Below are 17082 nucleotides of genomic sequence, written 5' to 3'. Positions count from 1 at the left end.
CCCGGACGCCGCGCACCGGTCGGCACCGCGCGCACGAATTCGTGTGCGGGAGCCGAGCAGGTGCGCGGCACCGGGGTAGGGCACTGAGCGCGGCCGGTACGGTGCGGCCGGCGATACTGAACGGAGCGTTGTTGCAATGAAGCTTGCTGTCATCCCCGGCGACGGCATCGGGCCCGAGGTGATCGCCGAGGCGCTCAAGGTGCTCGACGTGGTCCAGCCCGGTGTCGAGCGGACCGAGTACGACCTCGGCGCCAAGCGGTACCACGCGACCGGTGAGATCCTGCCGGACTCCGTGCTGCCGGAGTTGCGGCAGCACGACGCGATCCTGCTCGGCGCGATCGGCGATCCGTCGGTGCCGAGCGGCGTGCTCGAGCGCGGGCTGCTGCTGCGCACCAGGTTCGCGCTGGATCATCACGTGAATCTGCGGCCGTCCAAGCTGTTTCCGGGGGTGACCAGTCCGCTGGCGGGCACTCCCGACATCGATTTCGTCGTCGTCCGCGAGGGCACCGAGGGCCCGTACACCGGTACCGGCGGTGCGATCCGCATGCAGACCCCGCACGAGGTGGCGACCGAGGTCAGCACCAACACCCGCTTCGGCATCGAGCGGGTGGTGCGTTACGCCTTCGCCAAGGCGCAGGCCCGCCGCAAGCACCTCACGCTGGTGCACAAGACCAACGTGCTGACCTTCGCAGGCTCGCTGTGGCAGCGCACCGTCGACGAGGTCGCGGCCGAATTCCCTGATGTGGCAACGGCTTACCAGCACATCGATGCCGCGACCATCCATATGGTGAACGACCCGGGTCGGTTCGACGTGATCGTCACCGACAACCTGTTCGGCGACATCATCACCGACCTCGCCGCCGCCGTGAGCGGCGGCATCGGCCTGGCCGCCAGCGGCAATATCGATGCCTCCGGCACCAACCCGAGCATGTTCGAGCCGGTGCACGGCAGCGCCCCCGACATCGCGGGGCAGTCCAAGGCCGACCCGACCGCCGCGATCCTCTCGGTCTCGTTGCTGCTCAACCATCTCGGCAATACCGAAGCGGCCGCCCGCATCGAATCCGCCGTCGCCAAGGACCTCGCCGCGCGCGCCGGCTCGGCGTCGACGGTCGAGATCGGCGACCGCATCGCGGCCATCGTCTGAGCAATACCCCACGAGGTCCCGTGCCGGAGCACTTCCGGTGCGGGACCTTTCGGGTACGTGTGAAACGCACGCGGCGTGGTAACCATGGATTGAGTCCATGACGTGTGCCACACCAGGCCGCCGTCGATGGAGCACCTGGTGAGACGGAGGTTCGGTGAACGGACGGCGCGGGAAGCAGCGGCCCCAGGTCGGCCCGTATGCCGGGCTGGACCTGCGGGACGTGCCCGGCGGCGGCAAGGGTTTCGAGCTCGAGGACGGCTGGCTGGTCGAGGTGAACACCGGCGCTCGGCACAACCATGTGGCGCAGCGGCTCGGCCGGTTCATCGATGCGGGTGCCGTCGGTGCCGCCGTGCATCTCTGCGTCGGGAGTGGCTGGGAGGTCAGCACGCGCAGCGGGGTGCGTAAACCCGACATCATCGTGGTTCCCCGTGAGGTCGCCCGGGCGGCGGTGGTCGCGGACGTGCCGAAGCGAGTGCCGGGGTCCGAGGTACGGCTTGCGGTCGAGGTCATCGCGCCGGGCAGCGGGACCGAACGCACCGACCGGGTGCGGAAGGTGCGCGAGTACGCGGCGGTGGGCATTCCGCAGTATTGGATCGTCGAGCATCAGCCCGATGTGCTGGTGCATCGGATGGTGTTGGGCGACGGCGGCTATGGCGCCGATCCCGTGGTGGGGTCCGGCAGTATTTTCGATGCGGTCGTCGACGCCGACAGGCCGTTCCGGGTCACCTTCGATCCCGCTGCGCTGCTTGCGGTTTGAGACCGGCCGGGCTCAGCCCGTGCCGCGGCGGCGGTTCGGGCGGTGACTGATGCCGACCGCGCGGCGGACGAACGCGACTGTCTCCGGGGCGATCTCATCGAGCGGGCAGCCCGCGTCGACGCGTTCGATGGCCCGCGCCAGCGCGCCGTCGATCAGATCGGCGGTCAGTTCGGGGTTCGGGTTGTCCAGGGCGGTCAGTGCCGACCGCAGTGGGGCGGCCAGTTCGTGGTGGGCGTCGGCCAGGTCGCGGCGGGCGGTCTCGTCGCGGGGGAGGATGCTGCCGAGCACCGCGATGCGGTGCGCGCCGGATGCGGCCAGCGCCAAGGTGGTTCGCACGTAGGCCTCGACCTGGCCCGCGGCGGTCTCGGCCCGTTCGACCGTATCGCGCAGGCGCACGCCCCATTCCGTCAGCGCGTCCGTCACGATCCGGAACAGGATTTCGTCGCCGGACCGGAAGTATTTGTAGACGCTGCTGCGCGCGAGCCCGGCGGCCGCGCCGACCGTGGCCGGCGTCACCGCCTGGGGTCCGTTCTCCAGCAGCACCAACCGGGCAGCTTCGAGCAGCGCGCGTTCTTGGTTCGCCCGGTGTTCGGCAACGGTTGGTGCGTCGATCCTCGGCATCGGGCTCCTGGTCGGCGAGAGCGACGGAAGGTTTCCATACTACCCCTTGGCGACAAGGTGTCGCTAAATACGACAGGAGTGGGGGTTGCGATGTAATCAGCAACGAGCATGGCGGTTGTCCAGTGGGCTGAATGGTGCATTTGTGCTAAAAGTGTTGTGGCCTAGTCCTTCCCGACCTTCCACAGTGATGGTCGTCGCATCGGACCGCGGACCGTGGCCGTCAATCCGTCAGGGCTGGACGGCTATTGGGTGCGGCGACCCGTGGGTACCAAGGGGACGGCGGCCACCGCCAGTACGGCGGCCGCCAAGTAGGCGGCCGCGAAACCGCTTGCGCTGATGAGCGCGCCGAACGCAGGCGGGACCGCGGCCATCGCCAAATTCTGGCCGGTGTTCTGGATGCCGAGACCGCGACCGCTCCAGTAGGGGCCCGCGATCTCGGCCACGGCGGTGAAGGCGAGCCCGTTGTCGGACACCGTGATCACCGAGGCGGCCACCAGCAACGGGATTGCGGCCCACCACATGTGGGTCGCCGCCGCCAGGGCCAGCGCGGCCATCGACAGCACGGCGGCGATCGCGACGGTGCGTAACGGGCCCAACCGGCTGCCGACGCGGTCGGACCAGGCGCCCGCGCCGATTCGTCCTGCGGCACCCAGGATTTGGGTCACGGTGACCAGAATTCCCGCGGCGGCCAACGACCAGCCCGCGTCGCGGTGCAGCCACAGCAGTGCGAAAGTCCACACGGTGCCCTGCGGTATGACAAGCAGCACAGAGACCGCATGGATGCGCCACAGTGTCGAATCGCCGCGATAAGGATTGGCGCGCAACGCCGCATCGGTGCCTGCCCCGGCCGGTCGCGGTGGATCGATGATGCCGATGAGGCAGCCCACCGCGGCGACGCCCGCCATCACCGCGGGCACCAGAATCGCCGCGGGCACACCGTATGCGGCCGCGACGGCAGGCACGGTCAGCGCGCCGACGGCGACGCCGAGCGGCTGGGCGGTCTGCCGAATTCCCATGGCCAGGCCCCGTCGCCGCGGTGGAAACCAGCCGACGATGACGCGCCCGCTCGCGCCGTTGGTGCTCGCCGCACCGATGCCGCCGAGGAACAGCAGTGCGCCCAAAGCGATGTCGTGCGTGGTGGTCGACGCGGCAACGCCGGCGATCAGCATCAGCAGTGGACCGCCGATCAGTACTTTGCGCTCACCGATCCGATCGACCACGTACCCCCACGCGATCAGTGTGCCGACCAAACCCAGTGTGGGCATTGCCACCAGTAGTCCCGCGGTGGCCAGCGGCATGCCGCGGTCGGTGAGCGCGGGCAGCAGGAAGGGGACGCCGTGCACGAAGACCGCGCTGGCGGCCTGTGCGAAGACGCCGAGACCGAGCATGGACCACCGTCGAGCCTCCCGGATGTGCGTTACGGTATCCATCGGTCTCACCTCGTATCTCAATATTTGGGAACAATGTCCCATTGGGTGAACGGCGAGGCTTACGTTACACCGGTCGGCCGAGTGGATTACGGGCAGTGGATGTCGGCCTGCTCACAGTCGGCTCGACGCGTCGGTGCGCGCCCGTGCGTACCGCTCGGTTGGGCGCGTTCGGGCAGGTGGAAGCCGGTCGATAGACTGCCCGGCATGCGTCTAGGTCGAGTAGCCAGTCCCGATGGGGTCGCGTTCGTCAGCATCGAGGGGGACGGAAGCGACAGCATCGCGAAGGAAATCGCGGAACACCCGTTCGGTACGCCGACGTTCACCGGGCGGAGCTGGCCGCTGGCCGATGTGCGCCTGCTCGCGCCCATCCTGGCGAGCAAGGTGGTGTGTATCGGCAAGAACTACGCGGCGCACGCGGCCGAAATGGGCGGGCCCGCACCGGAAGATCCGGTGATCTTCCTCAAGCCGAACACCTCGATCATCGGGCCGAACGCGCCGATCATCCTGCCGCCCAGCTCCTCTCAGGTCGACTACGAAGGCGAGCTCGCCGTCGTCATCGGCCGTCCGTGCAAGGACGTGCCCGCCGCCCGTGCGCTGGACGTGGTGCTCGGCTACACCGTCGCCAACGATGTGACCGCGCGCGATCAGCAGCGCCACGATGGCCAGTGGACCAGGGGCAAGGGCTACGACACCTTCTGCCCGCTCGGCCCGTGGATCGAAACCTCCTTGGATCCCTCGGATCTGGAGATCGTCACCGAGCTCGACGGCGAAGTCCGCCAGCGCAGCCGTACTTCGCTGCTACTGCACGACATTCCGAAGCTCATCGAATGGATCAGCACGGTGATGACGTTGCTGCCCGGTGACGTCATCCTCACCGGAACGCCCGAGGGCGTCGGTCCGGTCCAGGCCGGCCAGCAAGTGTCCGTGACCGTCGAGGGCATCGGCACCCTCATCAATCCTGTTGCCGCCAAGCACCGCTAGTGACTGCTTGCCGGTCACTGGTATTGGTCAGCTAGTCGAAAGAGAGCCATGACTGAAGTACGGGTCCGCTTCTGCCCGTCGCCGACCGGGACGCCGCACGTCGGCCTGATCCGCACGGCGCTGTTCAACTGGGCCTACGCCCGCCACCACGGTGGAAAGTTCGTGTTCCGCATCGAAGACACCGACGCGGCACGGGATTCCGAGGACTCCTACCGCGCGCTGCTCGACGCGCTGCGCTGGCTCGGCCTCACCTGGGACGAGGGCCCGGAGGTCGGCGGCCCCTACGAGCCGTACCGCCAGTCGTTGCGCAGGGATCTGCACCTCGATGTGGTCCGGCGCCTGCTCGCCGCGGGGGAGGCCTACGAATCCTTCTCCACGCCTGAGGAAGTCGAGGCGCGCCATCGCGCGGCAGGCCGCGACCCGAAGCTCGGCTACGACAACTACGATCGCGAGCTCACCGCACAGCAGATCGAGGCGTACCGAGATGCCGGGCGCCCCGCGGTGATTCGCCTCCGGATGCCCGACGAGGACCTCAGCTGGCACGACCTGGTGCGCGGCGAGACCACCTTCAAGGCGGGCACCGTGCCGGACTTCGCGCTCACCCGCGGCACCGGTGATCCGCTGTACACGCTGGTCAACCCCGTTGACGACGCATTGATGAAGATCACCCACGTGCTGCGCGGCGAGGACCTGCTCTCCTCAACCCCGCGCCAGCTCGCGCTCTACGGCGCGCTGCGCCGGATCGGCGTGGCCGACTTCACGCCGGAGTTCGGTCACCTGCCGTTCGTCATGGGACAGGGCAACAAGAAGTTGTCCAAGCGCGATCCCGAGTCGAATCTGTTCGTCCATCGGGATCGCGGATTCATCCCGGAAGGTTTGCTGAATTACCTGGCACTTCTCGGCTGGAGCATCGCAGACGACCACGACCTGTTCACCATGGCGGAGATGGTTGCTGCGTTCGACATATCGAAAGTAAATTCGAATCCGGCCAGATTTGATCAGAAGAAGGCGGATGCGCTCAACGCTGAGCACATCAGATTGCTGGAACCCGCTGATTTCAGCAACCGACTGCGTGAGTACCTGACCCATCAGGGTCATATCGGCGCCGAAATCGATGAGAAGATCTTCGCCGCGGCGGCCGAACTCGTGCAGACCCGGATCGTCGTCTTGTCCGATGCTTGGGAACTGTTGCGTTTCCTGTTGGCGCCCGCCGAACAATTTGCGATCGACCCCGCCGCGGGAGCCAAGAATCTCGGCGCCGACGCAACTCCGGTATTGCAAGCTGCTATTACTGCGTTGGAGCCACTCCCGCAGTGGTCGACATCCGCTATAGAAGAAGCGCTGAAAACCGCACTGATCGATGAACTGGGCCTCAAACCGCGCAAGGCATTCGCGCCCGTGCGCGTCGCGGTGACCGGATCACACATCAGCCCGCCACTGTACGAGTCGCTCGAACTGCTCGGCCGCGAGGCGAGCCTCGCGCGGCTGCGGTCGGCGCGGGAGTGGTCGGCAACCGTCTGAAAACGGTGAAACAGGCCGAAAACGTGGCTTTGACCAGGCGATTTGTAGTTAACCCGTTGCCGTTTGGTACTCTTCTTCTCGGCTCGGAACAAGGCCTCGCAGTCACCCAGACGCGAGGCTGAAAGACCTGGTCATTGGGGTATGGTGTAATTGGCAACACAGCTGATTCTGGTTCAGCCATTCTAGGTTCGAGTCCTGGTACCCCAGCGGAGAGATTGTTGTCGAGGACGGTTGCGCGGCCGAAATCAGTACAGCAGCTGGCGATTTGGTCGCCACGCTCCGGCCAGCTAAGCTAGCCGAGCCTCCTGATCGAAAGATCAACCAAAGGTGCTCCTCGTGCAAACGAGAAGTAGTCCTGGCCCCGTCGTCTAGCGGCCTAGGACGCCGCCCTCTCAAGGCGGTAGCGCGGGTTCGAATCCCGTCGGGGCTACACAGATGCAAGGCCCATGCCCATGGGGGCATGGGCCTTGTCTGTTTCGCAATGTCTTTTGGGGGTGCAACCCCCAAGCCCCGCCCGGCGGGCTTTGCCCCCGGACCCCCGGCCGAGAGGCTTCGCCCTCGGCGCGCATGGGGGCGGTGGGGATCAGATGTCTCGTTCCAGGACTCATGATCAGGCTTCAGCTCGGCTTTGGCCTGGGTTGGGTTGTGACGCGGTGCTGGTACAGCGAAGGCCCTCCGGTCGGTGACCGGAGGGCCTTTTCGGCTGCGGTGGTTATCCGCTCTTGCGGCGGAATTCGCGCTTGTGGCTGGCGCTGCCGTGGGTGGCGTTGGCGCCCTTGGAGCGGCCGTCGAGGTGGTCGGCGGTGCGGGCGGTGTGCTGGTTCTTGCGGTCGAGCGCCTCTTTGAACTTGCGCTTCAGCTCGTCGGCGCTGGTGCCCTCGGTGTTGCTCGAGCTCGGGGAACTATCCGGTTCCGTCATCGCCGTCTCCTCGTGGTGGCGGCCGGGCGCCGCGGCCGGTGGTGGGCGGCGGGTTTCGGCCGATCGGTGTCGAACGATTCGACGTTAGTCGCCGGAGGGGGGCGATGTCAGGTCGATATCCAGGCGCGTCGGGGTGGCTGTGCCGCAACGCATAGGCGGGTCAGTCGAGGTATTGGGCGGTGGTGCCGCCCAGGGGGAGCTCGGGGAGGCCGAGCTTGCGGTGATCCCAGCTGCGGACGCGGTGTGCGACGACGCGGATGGCGGTGCGCTTGTGCAGCATGGCCTCGACCATCGGGCGGACGTCTTCGCTGTACGGGCCGGTGTAGCGCTCCCAGACGCTGACACCGACGGCGTAGAGCTTGTCGGGGTCGTCGACGATCTCGGCGTGACCCTCGATGGCGACGCCGCGCAACTGGTCGTAGGTTTGGCCGGCCTCGACCATGCAGGTGATGCGCGGGTCGCGGCGGAGGTTGACGGCTTTCTGCGACTTGGCCTTGGTTTCGAACCACAGCTCGCCATCGATGAGCGCGTACCACATGGCGGTCAGGTGCGGCGTGCCCTTGGGACCGATGGTCGCCAGGGTGGCGATGCGGCTGCGCTCCAGGAACTCGGTGATCTCGGTGTCGGACATGACGATCTGTGCCCGTTGGTTGACTCCCATGGACTCACTCTAGAAGGTCATTTCTAGAACGTGTTATAGGCGCTTGTGCAGGGCCTCGGCGGCGGCGACCAGGTCGGCGGCCCAGCGTGCGCCGGGCCTGCGGCCCATCCGGTCGATCGGGCCGGAGACCGAGACGGCGGCGATCACGGTGCCACCCGCGTCGCGCACGGGGGCGGAGACGCTGGCGACGCCGGAGGCGCGTTCGGCCGCGCTCTGGGCCCAGCCGCGCTTGCGCACCTCGGTCAGTGCGCGTTCGCCGAAGACGGCGTCGGCGAGGATGGTGCGTTGCAGGTCGGGGTCGGCCCAGGCGAGCAGCACTTTGGCGGCGGAGCCCGCGGTGAGCGGCAGTCGCGCGCCGACGGGGACGGTGTCGCGGAGTCCGACGGGCGGTTCCAGCGCGGCGACACAGATGCGCGCATTGCCGTCCAGGCGGTACAGCTGGACGCTTTCGCCGGTGATCTCGCGCAACCGGGGCAGGATGGCCGACGCGGCCTCCAGCAGCGGATCGGTGGCGCCCGCGGCGAGCTCGGCGAGGGCGGGGCCCGGTCGCCACATTCCGGTGTTGTCGCGGGCCAGCAGCCGGTGCACTTCCAGGCCGACGGCCAGCCGATGGGCGGTGGCGCGGGGCAGGCCGGTACGGGCGCACAGCTCGTTGAGACCGCAGGGGTGCTCGGCGACGGCGTACAACACCGCCACTGCTTTGTCGAGGACGCCGATGCCGCTATGCTGTCTCATAGAACGATACTAGCGTCTCGGATGCTGGGAAATCCACTGCTGGGTGTTCCCCGGTGCGGAATCCCCGACGGTGCATCCGACCTCGCATATCCGAAAACTTGTGCAGCCGCCCCCGCGCTCCCAGCCCGGACCGCGACCGGATGCTCGTCGAAAGGTGATCGAGAAATGGCACAGCCACGCACCATGGCCGAAAAGGTGTGGGAGCAGCACGTCGTAGCCCGCGGTTCGGGCGAGGGCGCCGGGCGCGAACCCGACCTGATCTACATCGACCTGCATCTCGTGCACGAGGTGACCAGCCCGCAGGCCTTCGACGGCCTCCGCGCGGCGGGCAGGCCGGTCCGGCGGCCCGATCTCACCATCGCGACCGAGGACCACAACGTCCCGACCGCCGACATCGATAAGCCCATCGCGGACCCGATTTCGCGCACCCAGGTGGACACACTGCGCCGCAACTGCGCGGAATTCGGTGTGCGCCTGCACCCGATGGGCGATCTGGACCAGGGCATCGTGCACGTCGTCGGCCCCCAGCTCGGCCTCACCCAGCCGGGAATGACGGTGGTGTGCGGGGACAGTCACACCTCGACCCACGGCGCGTTCGGCGCGCTGGCGATGGGTATCGGCACCTCCGAGGTCGAACATGTCCTTGCCACCCAGACACTCTCGCTGCGCCCGTTCAAGACGATGGCGATCACCGTGGACGGCACGTTGGCCCCCGGCGTGACGAGCAAGGACCTGATTCTGGCCGTGATCGCCAAAATCGGCACCGGCGGCGGCCAGGGCTACGTGCTGGAGTACCGCGGCGAGGCGATTCGGGCCATGTCGATGGAGGCGCGAATGACGATCTGCAACATGTCCATCGAAGCGGGCGCCAGGGCGGGCATGATCGCTCCGGACGAAACGACCTATGAATTCCTCGAAGGACGCCCGCACGCCCCGCAGGGAGCCGACTGGACGGCAGCAGTGGCCGCCTGGGAAGCGCTCAAGACCGACGAGGGCGCGGTGTTCGACGCCGAGGTGCACATCGACGCGAGCGAGCTGACCCCGTTCGTCACCTGGGGTACCAACCCGGGACAGGGCGCGCCGCTCGGCGAATCGGTGCCGGACCCCGCCCAGATCGCCGACGAGACGGCACGCGAGTCCGCGGCGAAAGCGCTGCGGTACATGGATTTGGAGCCGGGCACTCCGCTTCGGCAGGTCGCGGTCGACACCGTATTCGTCGGATCGTGCACCAACGGACGCATCGAGGATTTGCGTGCGGTGGCCGGGATTTTAAAGGGACGCAAGGTCGCCGACTCGGTACGAATGTTGGTTGTACCGGGGTCGATGCGGGTTCGCGCACAGGCTGAATTAGAAGGACTGGGCGAGATTTTCACCGCGGCGGGCGCCGAATGGCGGCAGGCGGGCTGCTCAATGTGCCTGGGAATGAATCCGGATCAGCTCGCACCGGGCCAGCGCTGCGCCTCGACGTCGAACCGGAACTTCGAGGGCCGACAGGGCAAAGGCGGCCGTACGCACCTGGTTTCCCCGCTCGTAGCGGCCGCGACGGCGGTTCGCGGAACCCTGTCCTCGCCTGCGGATCTGGACTGACCGGACGCGATACCCCTACCGACTCAGGAGAATCAATGGAAGCCTTCACCGTGCACAAGGGGATCGGCGTGCCGTTCCGCCGTTCCAATGTCGATACCGATCAGATCATCCCGGCTGTGTACCTGAAGCGGGTGACCCGCACCGGATTCGAGGACGGACTCTTCGCCGCGTGGCGTAACGATCCGGACTTCATTCTGAACAACGAGCCGTACAACCGGGGAAGTGTGCTGGTAGCGGGGCCGGATTTCGGCACAGGATCCTCGCGTGAGCACGCCGTTTGGGCGCTGTCCGACTACGGCTTTCGGGTGGTGATCTCGTCCCGGTTCGCCGACATCTTCCGTGGCAATGCCGGTAAGGGCGGGCTGTTGGCCGCTCAGATGTCACAGAACGATGTCGAAATGCTCTGGAAGTTGCTCGAGGAACAGCCCGGACTCGAATTGGTTGTGGACCTCGAGGCGCGCACGGTGACCGCCGGAACCGCCGTGTTGCCGTTCGATATTGATGACTACACACGGTGGCGTCTGCTCGAAGGATTGGACGACATCGGGCTCACCCTGCGCCGCAGCGACACCATCGCCGAGTTCGAAAACGCAAGGCCAGCATGGAAACCCACTACCCTCCCGGCACGTATTTCGCAGTCCTAAACACCCCGGGGTGTTAGCTGGATGGCAAGGGGGCCGATAGCTGGACGTGTGCTAAACCACATGAATTTTGGCGTGGCACATAGACTCTTGCCCAAAGTGGGTTTACCGTGGTACCTAGTCGGTCCGACGACGGGCCATTAGTCTGCGGAGGATTCAATGAACAAGGCGGAACTGATCGACGTTCTGACCGAAAAGTTGGGTACTGATAGGCGCACGGCCACCGCGGCAGTCGAGCATGTGGTCGACACCATCGTGCGCGCGGTGCACAAGGGTCAGAGCGTCACAATCACCGGATTCGGTGTGTTCGAACAGCGCAAGCGTGCGGCTCGAGTCGCCAGGAACCCGCGCACCGGCGAAACCGTCAAGGTGAAGCCCACTTCGGTGCCTGCGTTCCGTCCGGGCGCTCAGTTCAAGGCCGTGATCGCGGGTAAGCAGAAGCTCGCCCAGAGCGGTCCCGCCGTCAAGCGCGGCGTGAATGCCCCGGTGGCGGCGAAGAAGGCGGCTGCCAAGAAGACGGCGGCCAAGAAGACCGCCGCCAAGAAGGCCACCCCCACGAAGGGCCCGGCCAAGACCACGGCGAAGAAGGCCGCCAAGAAGGCGCCCGCAAAGACCGCTGCTCGCAAGACGACCGCGGCCAAGGCGCCCGCCAAGAAGACGGCTGCCAAGAAGACGGCCGTGAAGAAGGCGCCTGCCAAGAAGGTCACCGCCGCCAAGAAGGCGCCGGCCAAGAAGGTCACCGCGGCCAAGAAGACGGTCGCCAAGAAGGCTCCGGCCAAGAAGTCGGCCGCCAAGAAGGCGCCCGCTCGCGGTCGCCGCTAGATACTGCGCCAGTACGGTATTGGCGCCGGGTGACCGGCCGTAAGGCCGAAATCACCCGCTGTACCGATCGAACACGGCCCCGGAGGACGCCTCCGGGGCCGTTTCGGTTGTCCGGGCCTGCCGTTGGCGACGGTCAGGACTTCACTACCTCGGAGTTCAACGAGCGGTCCAGATGGTCGGCGGCGACCAGCTTGCGGTCGATGAACGAGAGCACCCACACGCTGCCCTTGCGGTTGCGTGCGGACGGCAGCGCGATGCCGTCGCGCTCGGCCCACCAGCGCAACAGATCCGGAATCACCTTGCCCTGACTGCACACAACGGGCACCTCGGTATCCGACACCAGCGAGACGACCCGCTGCCGGGCCTCGTCCTGCGCTGCGGCATAACCGGTTTCGGACAGCAGCGGCTCCAGCATGATCTCCACGCCGAGCTTCTCGGCCAGCGGTGTCACCGTCTGCACGCAGCGCACCGGATCGGCCGAGTAGATCTCAGATGCCCCGAACGCCAGCAGATTCGAGACCAGCGCCCGTGCTTGGGCTTGGCCGGACCGATCCAGTGGGCGCAGCGGGTCGGGACCGGAGAAGCGGTCTCGCCGACCGGCTTTCGCGTGCCGCACCAACAGCAGCGTGCGGGTTTCCGGTGGCAGCCGGGTGAACGCGCGCAGCACCTGCCGATCCATCGGGTAGGACAACTGGTCCATCACCCGATCCAGCGGATACCAATTCAGCACGTCCACTTCATCATTGGAGGTGAACTCGCCGCCGGCCACCTCGGCCGCCCAGTAGTCGACCCGCTTCAGCTTGCGGTGTCCGGGCACCGGATAGGTGACGTGGCCGAGGTAGCGGCCGAGCCTGCAGTCCAGACCGGTCTCCTCGCGGACCTCACGGACCGCGGCGAGCACCGGCGTCTCACCCGGATCGAGCTTGCCCTTGGGCAGCGACCAATCCTGGTACTTCGGCCGGTGCACGACGGCGATCTGCACGCCGCCGTTCGGCGCCCGCCGCCACAGCACCGCACCCGCAGCGTGAATGTTGGCGGTAACACGGGGATCCCAGAAGGGCCCCCCTTCCATCTCGTACCCCGTAGCACCACTCACTGTTGTTCTGGCCTCCGCAGCCGCATGAGGAATTCTTGGTGGTCACGCACTTTGACGTCGTCGTCACCCGCGTGTTCGGGCCACGCGAGCCAATTGCCATCCGAGCTGAGTACCCAGCAGCGGGTATTGGGATGCAGGGCGGAGTCGAAGACCTGCCCGAGCTGCTCGGTCAGCCGCGGATCCTTCACCTGCGCCATCACTTCCACCCGCCGGTCCAGGTTGCGGTGCATCATGTCGGCGCTGCCGATCCAGTACTGATCCTGGGCCTGGAAGTGCATCACCCGCGAATGTTCGAGGAAGCGGCCGAGGATCGAACGGACCTCGATGTTCTCGCTCATCCCCGGCACACCGGGGCGTAGCCCGCAGATGCCGCGCACCACGATCTGCACCGGCACACCGGCCAGCGAGGCCCGATACAGCGCGTCGATGATCTCCTCGTCGACGATCGCATTGGCCTTCAACCGGATTCGGGCATCCTTGCCCTCGGCGGCCAGTTCGGTCTCCCGCTGGATCCGCTCGATGATCCCGGCACGCACGCCGTGCGGCGCGACAAGCAGGTTGCGGTACTTCTCTTTTCGCGAGTAACCGGTCAGCGAATTGAACAGGTCGGTCAGGTCGGCACCGATTTCCGGTGCGGCGGTGAGCAGTCCGACGTCCTCGTAGAGCCGCGCGGTCTTCGGGTTGTAGTTGCCGGTGCCGATGTGGCAGTAGCGGCGGATGGTCGCGCCCTCGCGGCGTACCACCAGACAGGTCTTGCAGTGCGTCTTCAAGCCGATCAGGCCGTAGACCACGTGCACGCCGGCCTGCTCCAGCTGGCGCGCCCACTTGATGTTGGCCTGCTCGTCGAAGCGCGCCTTGATCTCGACCAGCGCGACCACCTGCTTGCCCGCCTCGGCGGCGTCGATGAGCGCGTTGACGATCGGGGAGTCGCCGGAGGTGCGGTAGAGCGTCTGCTTGATGGCGAGCACCTGCGGGTCCGCGGCGGCCTGTTCGATGAACCGCTGCACGCTGGTGGAGAACGAGTCGTAGGGGTGGTGCACCAGCACGTCGCCCTCGCGCAGCGCCGCGAACACGTTGCGCGGCGTCTCGCGCTCACCGAACGCGGGCGGGGTGGCGGGCACGTAGGGCGCGTCTTTGAGGTTCGGCCGGTCCACGCCGTACACCTGCCACAGGCAGGACAGGTCGAGCAGGCCGGGCACCTGGATCACGTCGCCGGGATCGACATCCAGTTCCCGCAACAACAATTCGAGCATGTGCTCGGTCATGTCGTCGGAGACCTCCAGCCGCACCGGCGACCCGAAGCGGCGGCGCGCGAGCTCGCGCTCCAGGGCCTGCAGCAGGTCTTCGTCGCGGTCCTCGTCGACCTCGAAGTCGGCGTTGCGGGTGATCCGGAACGAGTGCTGCTCAACCACTTCCATGCCGGGGAACAGCAGATCGAGGTGCGCCGCGATCAACTCCTCCATCGGCAGGAAGGCGGCGATGGTCGAGCCGGCGTCGGTGCGCCGCACCCGGACGAATCGATCTACGTTGTCCGGCACCTTGACTCGGGCGAAGTGCTCGCCGCCGGTGGCGGAATCCTTCACCGTCACCGCGAGATTCAGGCTCAGGCCGCTGATGTAGGGGAACGGGTGCGCCGGGTCCACCGCGAGCGGGGTCAGCACCGGGAACACCTGATCCTGGAAATGGCCCGAGAGGCGTTGGCGCTCATCGTCGTTCAGGTCGGTCCAGTCGATGATCGCGATGCCCTCGGCGGTGAGCGCGGGCAGCACGTCGTCCAGGAACACGCGCGCGTGGCGCACGGCGATCTCCTGCGCGCGGGCGGCGATCAGTTCCAGTTGCTCGCCGGGCGAGCGGCCGTCCGCGGAACGCACCAGCAGACCGGTCTCCGCGCGGCGCTTGAGGCCCGCGACGCGGACCATGTAGAACTCGTCGAGATTCGACGCGAAGATGGCGAGGAATTTGGCGCGCTCCAGCAGCGGCAGCGACGCGTCCTCGGCCAGGGCGAGCACGCGGGCGTTGAAATCGAGCCAGCTCAGCTCGCGGTTGAGGTAGCGATCACGTGGCAACTGCACGATCGTCGCGTCGGTCGGCGCCGGACTCGCCGCAGGCGGCGGGGTGGGAAGCAACTTCTGTTTGACAACTTCGGTATCGCTCATGGCCGTACCTCGCTGGCGCTAGGCTCTGACAGGCGCGATACACGCTGGCAGACGGTTAGCTCGCTTCGCTCACTCACGCCAACGATCATCCCCTACAAACCGGGCAGTGTGGAGCCCGACACTATGATTGACGTGAGCATCACCTCACTCTAGCGACCTCCTAGCACACTCGGCGAACCGGAAAGTGAACAGGATCTGGCCAGCCGATGTCATGCAGTGCCAGCCGGGTCGCGTCGCCCGCCCCGAGCTCAATGGCCAGGTCCAGGTCGTCGGCCGTGTCGACATCCAGTCGCAAACCGGGCCACTCGCCGCCCAGATCGACCGCGCCCGCCGCTCTGTGTTTGCTCGCCGAGTCAGGACCGAACCGGGGTTCGAGGGCGGCGACGGGGTCGCGGACAAGTAGCGCAGCGGTGCCGGTGCCTGCGTGATCCACCACGATCGAGCGCAGCCCGCGCGGCGCGACCGTCAGCACGTCGGCCAGTTCCTCCGGACGCAGTGCGGGCAGGTCCGCCTGCAACGCGAGCAGATCGACCGGGCCGTACCGGTGCCGCAGCCCGGTCGCGGTGTCGGCCAGCGCGTTGTTCAACCCGTCCCGACCGGCGGTGCGCGGCTCCGGGTGCACCGCGGCGCCCATCGAGCGCGCCAGGTCGGCCACCGCCGGATCCGGCGTGACCACAGTGATCGAGACGATTTCCTGGACGGCCGCGGTAGCGGTGACGGTGTCGGCGAGCATGGCGAGGACCAGCCGGGCCCGGTGTTCCGGGCGCAGCCGGTCGGCCAGTCGGCTCTTGGCCTGATCGAGGCTCTTCACCGCGATCACGGCATGCACGGCGTGCGGGCGCATGCGTCCAATCCTTCCATGGCATATTGGGCAGATGACGAGGGCGGCAGTACTGGGCGCGGGATCTTGGGGGACCGCGTTCGCAAAGGTCTTGGCGGACGCGGGAACCGACGTCACCATCTGGGCGCGACGACCCGAGGTTGCCGAAATATTGCACACCCAACATCGCAATCCGTCCTACCTCACCGATATTCCTTTGCCCCCGCTGAAAGCCACCCACGACCCCGCGGTCGCCCTCGACGCGGCCGACATCGTGGTCCTCGCGGTGCCGTCCCAATCGCTGCGGGTGAATCTCGAGCAGTGGAAAGGGCTGATCCCCGCGGAGGCGTCGCTGCTCAGCCTGGCTAAGGGCATCGAGAACGGCACGCTGCTGCGGATGAGTCAGGTGATCGCCGAGGTCAGCGGGGCCGACGAGAGCCGGGTCGCGGTGCTGTCCGGCCCGAACCTGGCCAGGGAGATCGCCGTCGGTCAGCCCGCCGCGACCGTGATCGCCTGCTCCGACGCCGATCGAGCCGTCGCGTTGCAGCACGCCAGCGCCACCGGATACTTCCGCCCCTATACCAACACCGACGTGATCGGCTGTGAGATCGGCGGCGCGTGCAAGAACGTGATCGCCCTCGCGTGCGGCATCGCCTCCGGAATGGGCTTGGGCGACAACACCGTCGCCAGCATCATCACCCGCGGCCTCGCCGAGATCATCCGCCTCGGCGTCGCGCTCGGCGCCGAACCCGCCACCCTCTCCGGCCTGGCCGGCGTCGGCGACCTGGTCGCCACCTGCACCTCCCCCCTGTCGCGCAACCGCTCCTTCGGCCACGCCCTCGGGGCGGGCGGCTCCATGGAAACCGCGCAGGAGGCCACGCACGGCCAAGTCGCCGAAGGCGTCAAGTCCTGCACCTCCATCCGCGCCCTCGCCGTGAAACACGACGTCGACATGCCGCTCACCACCGCCGTGAACCAGGTCTGCCACGAGGGCATGGCCGTGCGCGAAGCCGTCGGCAATCTGCTCGGGCGGCGAATCAAGCCGGAGTAGGCAACTTTTCGATGCGGAGCCACGGGAGAGTCTGCTGTGACCCGGGTCGGGCATCGTCTTCCACTGGTGAGGGTGGCCGTACGGTGTTATGACGGGCGCGCACCACGTTTGCGGTGGACGCGGCGCGCCCGTGTAGCCTG

16 protein-coding genes and 2 tRNA genes are annotated in these 17082 nt (G+C 67.2%); 10 read left to right on the top strand and 8 right to left on the bottom strand.

All coding sequences use genetic code 11. From position 1 onward, the window contains the following. Nucleotides 1-136 precede the first annotated feature (136 nt). Nucleotides 137-1144: a 3-isopropylmalate dehydrogenase gene (locus ACIHA7_RS35305; protein ID WP_397295744.1), complete on the top strand. Its 1008-nt coding sequence runs from the start codon at nt 137-139 to the stop codon at nt 1142-1144. Between the two features lie 154 nt (nt 1145-1298). After that, a complete protein-coding gene (locus tag ACIHA7_RS35300) occupies nt 1299-1901 on the top strand; it encodes a Uma2 family endonuclease (protein ID WP_397295743.1) in 603 nt (200 codons plus the stop codon). A gap of 12 nt (nt 1902-1913) precedes the next feature. On the opposite strand, the gene ACIHA7_RS35295 is transcribed toward ACIHA7_RS35300, so the two are convergent. Continuing rightward, nucleotides 1914-2522: a TetR/AcrR family transcriptional regulator gene (locus ACIHA7_RS35295; protein ID WP_397295742.1), complete on the bottom strand. Its 609-nt coding sequence runs from the start codon at nt 2520-2522 to the stop codon at nt 1914-1916. 242 nt (nt 2523-2764) lie between these two features. Beyond that, nucleotides 2765-3952: an MFS transporter gene (locus ACIHA7_RS35290; RefSeq protein WP_397295740.1), complete on the bottom strand. Its 1188-nt coding sequence runs from the start codon at nt 3950-3952 to the stop codon at nt 2765-2767. 204 nt (nt 3953-4156) lie between these two features. Here ACIHA7_RS35290 and ACIHA7_RS35285 point away from each other — a divergent pair, with 204 nt between their 5' ends. From ACIHA7_RS35285 to ACIHA7_RS35270, 4 genes are all read left to right on the top strand, one after another. Next, complete coding sequence (locus tag ACIHA7_RS35285) at nt 4157-4933, top strand: fumarylacetoacetate hydrolase family protein (protein WP_107658475.1); 777 nt, start codon at nt 4157-4159, stop codon at nt 4931-4933. Nucleotides 4934-4981: 48 nt separating this feature from the next. Beyond that, the gene (gltX, locus tag ACIHA7_RS35280) at nt 4982-6454 is read left to right on the top strand and encodes a glutamate--tRNA ligase (RefSeq protein WP_397295738.1); all 1473 of its coding nucleotides are present in this window, start codon (nt 4982-4984) and stop codon (nt 6452-6454) included. A gap of 135 nt (nt 6455-6589) precedes the next feature. Next, a tRNA-Gln gene (locus ACIHA7_RS35275) sits at nt 6590-6661 on the top strand. 150 nt (nt 6662-6811) lie between these two features. Further along, nucleotides 6812-6884, top strand: a tRNA-Glu gene (locus tag ACIHA7_RS35270). 282 nt (nt 6885-7166) lie between these two features. On the opposite strand, the gene ACIHA7_RS35265 is transcribed toward ACIHA7_RS35270, so the two are convergent. The 3 genes from ACIHA7_RS35265 to ACIHA7_RS35255 form a co-directional block, all read right to left on the bottom strand. Then, entirely contained in the window at nt 7167-7373 is a 207-nt protein-coding gene (locus ACIHA7_RS35265; RefSeq protein ID WP_397295737.1) for a DUF5302 domain-containing protein, read from the bottom strand. Nucleotides 7374-7533: 160 nt separating this feature from the next. Continuing rightward, a complete protein-coding gene (locus tag ACIHA7_RS35260; protein WP_397295735.1) occupies nt 7534-8034 on the bottom strand; it encodes a pyridoxamine 5'-phosphate oxidase family protein in 501 nt (166 codons plus the stop codon). Between the two features lie 33 nt (nt 8035-8067). Beyond that, a complete protein-coding gene (locus ACIHA7_RS35255) occupies nt 8068-8769 on the bottom strand; it encodes an IclR family transcriptional regulator (RefSeq protein WP_135232545.1) in 702 nt (233 codons plus the stop codon). 165 nt (nt 8770-8934) lie between these two features. On the opposite strand from ACIHA7_RS35255, the gene leuC reads away from it, so the two are divergent. From leuC to ACIHA7_RS35240, 3 genes are all read left to right on the top strand, one after another. Continuing rightward, nucleotides 8935-10356: a 3-isopropylmalate dehydratase large subunit gene (leuC, locus tag ACIHA7_RS35250; RefSeq protein ID WP_397295734.1), complete on the top strand. Its 1422-nt coding sequence runs from the start codon at nt 8935-8937 to the stop codon at nt 10354-10356. A 35-nt stretch (nt 10357-10391) separates the two neighbouring features. Next, a complete protein-coding gene (leuD, locus tag ACIHA7_RS35245; RefSeq protein WP_135232543.1) occupies nt 10392-11000 on the top strand; it encodes a 3-isopropylmalate dehydratase small subunit in 609 nt (202 codons plus the stop codon). Nucleotides 11001-11156: 156 nt separating this feature from the next. Next, a complete protein-coding gene (locus ACIHA7_RS35240; RefSeq protein WP_107658468.1) occupies nt 11157-11819 on the top strand; it encodes an HU family DNA-binding protein in 663 nt (220 codons plus the stop codon). Nucleotides 11820-11952: 133 nt separating this feature from the next. On the opposite strand, the gene ACIHA7_RS35235 is transcribed toward ACIHA7_RS35240, so the two are convergent. From ACIHA7_RS35235 to cofC, 3 genes are all read right to left on the bottom strand, one after another. Further along, nucleotides 11953-12891 (bottom strand): NUDIX domain-containing protein, encoded by a 939-nt coding sequence (locus ACIHA7_RS35235; protein ID WP_397295733.1) that lies wholly within the window; start codon nt 12889-12891, stop codon nt 11953-11955. A gap of 20 nt (nt 12892-12911) precedes the next feature. Then, nucleotides 12912-15071: an RNA degradosome polyphosphate kinase gene (locus tag ACIHA7_RS35230; RefSeq protein WP_397295732.1), complete on the bottom strand. Its 2160-nt coding sequence runs from the start codon at nt 15069-15071 to the stop codon at nt 12912-12914. A gap of 160 nt (nt 15072-15231) precedes the next feature. Then, nucleotides 15232-15915: a 2-phospho-L-lactate guanylyltransferase gene (gene cofC / locus ACIHA7_RS35225; RefSeq protein WP_397295731.1), complete on the bottom strand. Its 684-nt coding sequence runs from the start codon at nt 15913-15915 to the stop codon at nt 15232-15234. A 31-nt stretch (nt 15916-15946) separates the two neighbouring features. Between cofC and ACIHA7_RS35220 the strand changes: the two genes are divergently transcribed. After that, nucleotides 15947-16942: an NAD(P)H-dependent glycerol-3-phosphate dehydrogenase gene (locus ACIHA7_RS35220; protein ID WP_397295730.1), complete on the top strand. Its 996-nt coding sequence runs from the start codon at nt 15947-15949 to the stop codon at nt 16940-16942. The last annotated feature ends 140 nt before the right edge of the window (nt 16943-17082 follow it).

It is taken from the genome of Nocardia sp. NPDC052316 (assembly GCF_044547795.1).
Classification (GTDB): domain Bacteria; phylum Actinomycetota; class Actinomycetes; order Mycobacteriales; family Mycobacteriaceae; genus Nocardia.
The sequence above is the reverse complement of the archived record's forward strand: the minus strand, read 5'-3'. Positions and strand labels throughout refer to the sequence as shown.

Excerpts from the sequence above, each read along its gene's own strand:
- ACIHA7_RS35255 (WP_135232545.1), bottom strand. The coding sequence starts at position 8,769 with ATGAGACAGCATAGCGGCATCGGCGTCCTCGACAAAGCAGTGGCGGTG.
- ACIHA7_RS35260 (WP_397295735.1), bottom strand. The coding sequence starts at position 8,034 with ATGGGAGTCAACCAACGGGCACAGATCGTCATGTCCGACACCGAGATC.
- gltX (WP_397295738.1), top strand. The coding sequence starts at position 4,982 with ATGACTGAAGTACGGGTCCGCTTCTGCCCGTCGCCGACCGGGACGCCG.
- ACIHA7_RS35240 (WP_107658468.1), top strand. The coding sequence starts at position 11,157 with ATGAACAAGGCGGAACTGATCGACGTTCTGACCGAAAAGTTGGGTACT.
- ACIHA7_RS35285 (WP_107658475.1), top strand. The coding sequence starts at position 4,157 with ATGCGTCTAGGTCGAGTAGCCAGTCCCGATGGGGTCGCGTTCGTCAGC.
- leuC (WP_397295734.1), top strand. The coding sequence starts at position 8,935 with ATGGCACAGCCACGCACCATGGCCGAAAAGGTGTGGGAGCAGCACGTC.
- ACIHA7_RS35295 (WP_397295742.1), bottom strand. The coding sequence starts at position 2,522 with ATGCCGAGGATCGACGCACCAACCGTTGCCGAACACCGGGCGAACCAA.
- ACIHA7_RS35265 (WP_397295737.1), bottom strand. The coding sequence starts at position 7,373 with ATGACGGAACCGGATAGTTCCCCGAGCTCGAGCAACACCGAGGGCACC.
- cofC (WP_397295731.1), bottom strand. The coding sequence starts at position 15,915 with ATGCGCCCGCACGCCGTGCATGCCGTGATCGCGGTGAAGAGCCTCGAT.
- leuD (WP_135232543.1), top strand. The coding sequence starts at position 10,392 with ATGGAAGCCTTCACCGTGCACAAGGGGATCGGCGTGCCGTTCCGCCGT.
- ACIHA7_RS35290 (WP_397295740.1), bottom strand. The coding sequence starts at position 3,952 with ATGGATACCGTAACGCACATCCGGGAGGCTCGACGGTGGTCCATGCTC.
- ACIHA7_RS35220 (WP_397295730.1), top strand. The coding sequence starts at position 15,947 with ATGACGAGGGCGGCAGTACTGGGCGCGGGATCTTGGGGGACCGCGTTC.
- ACIHA7_RS35230 (WP_397295732.1), bottom strand. The coding sequence starts at position 15,071 with ATGAGCGATACCGAAGTTGTCAAACAGAAGTTGCTTCCCACCCCGCCG.
- ACIHA7_RS35235 (WP_397295733.1), bottom strand. The coding sequence starts at position 12,891 with ATGGAAGGGGGGCCCTTCTGGGATCCCCGTGTTACCGCCAACATTCAC.
- ACIHA7_RS35305 (WP_397295744.1), top strand. The coding sequence starts at position 137 with ATGAAGCTTGCTGTCATCCCCGGCGACGGCATCGGGCCCGAGGTGATC.